Source organism: Staphylococcus massiliensis CCUG 55927 (genome assembly GCF_000298075.1).
GTDB classification, from domain to species: Bacteria; Bacillota; Bacilli; order Staphylococcales; family Staphylococcaceae; genus Staphylococcus; species Staphylococcus massiliensis.
This window is the reverse complement of record NZ_JH815593.1, coordinates 1,440,286-1,444,688: the sequence shown is the minus strand read 5'-3', so window position 1 is coordinate 1,444,688 and position 4,403 is coordinate 1,440,286. Positions and strand designations below refer to the sequence as shown.

General features: G+C 35.3%; 4 protein-coding genes. 1 reads left to right on the top strand and 3 read right to left on the bottom strand.

The genetic code is table 11. The features are described 5' to 3' along the window. Nucleotides 1-254 precede the first annotated feature (254 nt). The 3 genes from A33S_RS0107155 to A33S_RS0107145 all read right to left on the bottom strand — a co-directional run bounded on the left by A33S_RS0107155 (nt 255) and on the right by A33S_RS0107145 (nt 3,264). Nucleotides 255-1,145, bottom strand: coding sequence for a nuclease-related domain-containing protein (locus A33S_RS0107155; protein ID WP_017176676.1), 891 nt, complete (start codon nt 1,143-1,145; stop codon nt 255-257). A gap of 93 nt (nt 1,146-1,238) precedes the next feature. Beyond that, nucleotides 1,239-1,775, bottom strand: coding sequence for a TetR/AcrR family transcriptional regulator (locus tag A33S_RS0107150; protein WP_017176675.1), 537 nt, complete (start codon nt 1,773-1,775; stop codon nt 1,239-1,241). A gap of 397 nt (nt 1,776-2,172) precedes the next feature. Further along, a complete protein-coding gene (locus A33S_RS0107145; RefSeq protein WP_009382232.1) occupies nt 2,173-3,264 on the bottom strand; it encodes a Glu/Leu/Phe/Val family dehydrogenase in 1,092 nt (363 codons plus the stop codon). 362 nt (nt 3,265-3,626) lie between these two features. Here A33S_RS0107145 and A33S_RS0107140 point away from each other — a divergent pair. Then, nucleotides 3,627-4,403: hypothetical protein (locus A33S_RS0107140; RefSeq protein ID WP_026048975.1), on the top strand; the 777-nt coding region annotated here is incomplete at its 3' end.

The window sequence follows — 4,403 nt, the reverse complement described above, 5'->3', positions numbered from 1 at the left end:
GGGCGTCTCGTATGATGCGAGACGCTTCCTTTTTTGGTTTTAGAGATATGGGTGCTTGAAGTTATCACGGTAGGTGATGTTAAGGGCACTGAAACTTGATGAGGAAACCGTCATCAAGTCTCAGACTGCTTGAAACTTGATGACGAAATTTTAATCAAGTCTCAGAGCCTTTGAAACTTGATGAGGAAATTTTAATCAAGTCTCAGACCGTTTGAAACTTGATGGTGAAATTCTAATCAAGTTTCAAATCCATATTATGAACCCTTGAGCTTAAAATTGAGCAAATTCGTACCTGAATAATCGAAGTGTCGTTTGCATATATGTCTTAATTTCCATTCGAGTATATCTTTGCACCAGTATTGAGCTTGTTTGAATGTGAATGGCTTCCCAGTTATATGGTATAAATCTTTTAAGCTACTAAGGATAGCCTCATTAATATCGAATTTTTTACAACAAAACTTACATGTAAAGTTGCGATACCTACTTTTATAAATAATTGGATCGAGAGTACCACAATGTATACATTTAAGGCCAGGTTGTAATTCGTTAAACTTATATGGTCGTGTAGGTTGATAATGGGAGAAATAGTCAATTTGTTGGGCTTTTAAAAAGTGATAAACTTTAAAATCCTTTTCAGAGGAAGGTCCGAAGAATGATGAAATTTTATGAAGTTCTGTAGGAAGCAGGTAAGTGCTACGGTTAGGTAAATCACCGTGAAGGGTGAAAGTAGGGTTTGTGTAAACAATGTAAGCTTTGAGGTCATAATGAATTTGCTTAGAAGAAAGTAATCGCTTAATTTCATTCTTTTGCTTGATAAGTTGCGAATACGGATTAGGAATTTCAAATTCAGTTGCGGTCCGCATTGCATGATCTTTAGCATAATAATCACCAGTGTAATTTTTTATCTCGAAAAGATAGACGTTATAGTTATTGACGATGAGATAATCGATTTCAAGGGGGTTGTAAGTGTTGTAGTAAGCATTGTGGAGGTATAGTATTTCTTTGTCTTGCAAAAAGGATTCATAAAAGAGACGCTCGCCCTCAATTCCAAGTTTTAGCTGTTTGATTTTGAGGGCTATCTCTTTATTAGGCGCGCACCGGTTTTCAATAGCGAGCCAATATTTATTAGGGTTGTAGTCGTTCATGGTACCAACTCATTTCACATTAATTAATTTAATAATAACATAAAATAATTTGTGAATGATATATCAATGAAAATGATTTAAGTTGGTAATCGCTTACTCAAGATACGGCTCCATAAGAATGACAACCTCTTGTGCCTTACGCTTATAGTTCTTGTTATTATGCGTACAATAATCGTACATAACACCCAAGATCGCTGACGTTAAAAATACAAGCAACGTCTTTTCTTTTAAAATTGGATGATCTTTATATTCACTTTTTAACTTACTAAAGATTTCCTTTTTAACATTATATTCGAACTTTTTTAAGAATATGGAAGATATCGAACTATTAAAGAAAACTCTAAATACCAACTTATTTTGGTTGAGAAATTTAAACCATCTTATCGTACCCGCTTCAAAGTCAGGCGATTCGCGATATTTACAGATTTCAATAAAATCATTGATATAGTCATCCATAATATGTTCAACGAGTTCAAATTTATCGGTATAGTGGGCATAAAACGTACGCCTAACAATATTTGAGCGTTCACAAATATCGGTAACTGTAATTGCTTCAATTGTATCTCTTTCTAGCAATTTAAGTAAACTTGTTTTTAAAGCATTCTGTGTTTTAATCATTCGTCTGTCCAAAGAATCTCTCCTATTAATGCATAATTTGAAATTATGTGTAATATGGTGATGATACAGTGCTTAAAATGATTTCATCAGTCAAAAATCATTTGTAGTTATTCTACCATTTGCGATTTAAAACACAAGTTGAGTAATATCTTTGAAAGTTGATTGTAATATTTTTGGAATATTTTGACAATATTAGAGTGGACGGAATTCGTAACTCGGTTGTAAATCCGTGTTAGCGTTAGGAGTTAATTGAAACTTGATGACGAAACCGTAATCAAGTCTCACCTTCAACCCATAATAAAAACACCTCCGAAATTCATTCGGAGGTGTACCAAATTTTAGCGAACAAGCTAGGTGCGCATCAACCGCACCATCACACGCTCACAATAACTATCTAAATCACCCTAAATTAGCGGTTGATTTGGTTATTTGATTTAGCAGAGAATTTACTATGAACAACCATCATATCTTTAATACGTTTTTCAGCTAAGTGCTCAGCTGCACTTACTGGTAAGATGTCTTGTTCTTTAGCAATGTTAAAGATTTTATCCATTTGATTGTAGATACCTTTAACTTTAGCAATCGCACGATCTTCGTTATAACCTTGAAGTTCGTCAGCAACGTTAATTACACCGCCTGCGTTTACAACGAAGTCTGGTGCATAAACGATACCTTTGTCTTCTAACATTTTACCGTGTTTTTCAGTATCTAATAATTGGTTGTTTGAACTACCGCATACTGCTTTAACTTTTAATTGAGGGATAGTGTCGTCGTTTAGGATTGCACCTAACGCACATGGTGCGAAAATATCAGCTTCTACACTGTAGATGTCGTCAACGCCAACTTTTTCAGCATTGAAATCATTTACAACACGTTCTACCGCTTCATCATTGATATCTGTAACAACAAGTTTAGCACCTGCTTCGTGTAAGTACTCACATAATGTGTAAGCAACGTTACCTAAACCTTGTACTGAAACTGTTTTACCTTCTAAGTCGTCAGTACCGAATGCTTCTTTCGCAGTACGTTTCATTGCGTAGAATACACCAAGTGCTGTCTTAGGACTTGGGTTACCACTTGAACCGTATGATTCACTGATACCAGTTACATAAGGCGTTTCTTGATAGATGAAGTCCATGTCTTCAACAGTCGTATTCACGTCTTCAGCTGTGATATAACGACCATCTAAACTATTGATATAGCGACCTAAAGCACGGAAGAAAGCTTCTGATTTATCTTTCTTAGGGTCACCCATAACAACTGTTTTAGCACCGCCAAGGTTAAGACCAGCTGCTGCGTTTTTGTAAGTCATACCTTTAGCTAAACGCATAACGTCTTCAATCGCTTCTTCTTCTGTTTCATAATTCCAGAAACGACAACCACCAAGTGCAGGTCCTAATGTTGAATCGTGGATACAAATAATTGCTTTTAAGCCACTTGTTTTATCATGGCAGAATACTAATTGTTCATAATCGTATTGTTCCATTTTTTCAAAAATCATGTTTCGTACGCCTCCCAATTGTTTGTATTATAGAAGGATAAAGATTTATTCGTTTGTTAATCATATACTTTTGAAAAGTCCTACAATATATACTTTATAATTAAAGAATACGTTATGTCAAAAAAGAAAATCCTTTAAAACAGTAATGTGAAAGCGATTTAAAGTGTTTTAATAAATGATAATATTGAGATAATTTTTCAATTAGGTGTCATATATGGGCTCAGATTATTGATTGAAAATTATAACAATAAAATTTGTCTTTAAAACGATTTGAACTTTAATTTTATTAAGCAGTTCATTCTAACGCGTATTATTTCTTATGTTACTTTTGAAAAGAAGAAATCTTAGGAGGCTTTTAAAAAATGGCAGACGTATTATTTATTAATATCGGACCAGAAGGGCACGTGAATCCATCACTACCAATTGTCAAAACGCTTGTTGATATGGGCGAGAATGTTACAGCTTACGTTGGTGATGGCTATGAAGATAAATTTAAAGCAACTGACGCAAACATCAACACGCTCTCATCGGAGACGATGCTTGAAACATTCTTAAGTGAACGCCGTGAAAATTTATTTAGCGTGATAAATGGTCTCGTTAAGATGTATACACTTGCTTTACCGAAGATATTAGCGAATATTGAAGGTAAAACGTTCGATTACATCGTCGCGGATTCCATGTTCAGTGGCGGCTATGCGATGGCTCAAAAACTTCAATTGCCTCTCATTTCACTTGTTTCATCGTTCGCCGAAACTGAAGCAGACTTTGATGATAAGATTAAGCTCATTAGTAAGACAGTTCCCGTAGCGGATAAAACCTATGAAGACGAGCGCTTTAATGAACTGATTGGTGAACTTAACAACGCTATGGGTCTTGAACTGTCGAAGCGCTATGAAATCATGAATAACCCGGGAAATATGCATATCAGTGCCGTGCTTAAAGGCTTCCAATTTGAAAATCACGCGTATCACGACGACGCATGTACATTTATTGGACCTAGAACGTCTGAAGCCAATCAAGATGACACGTTTATGGATGATATTGATCAATCGAAACCAATCATTTATATCTCACTCGGAACGGTATTTAATGAAAACATGGCGTTCTTTAACCAATGTATCGAGGCGCTTAAGGACCTC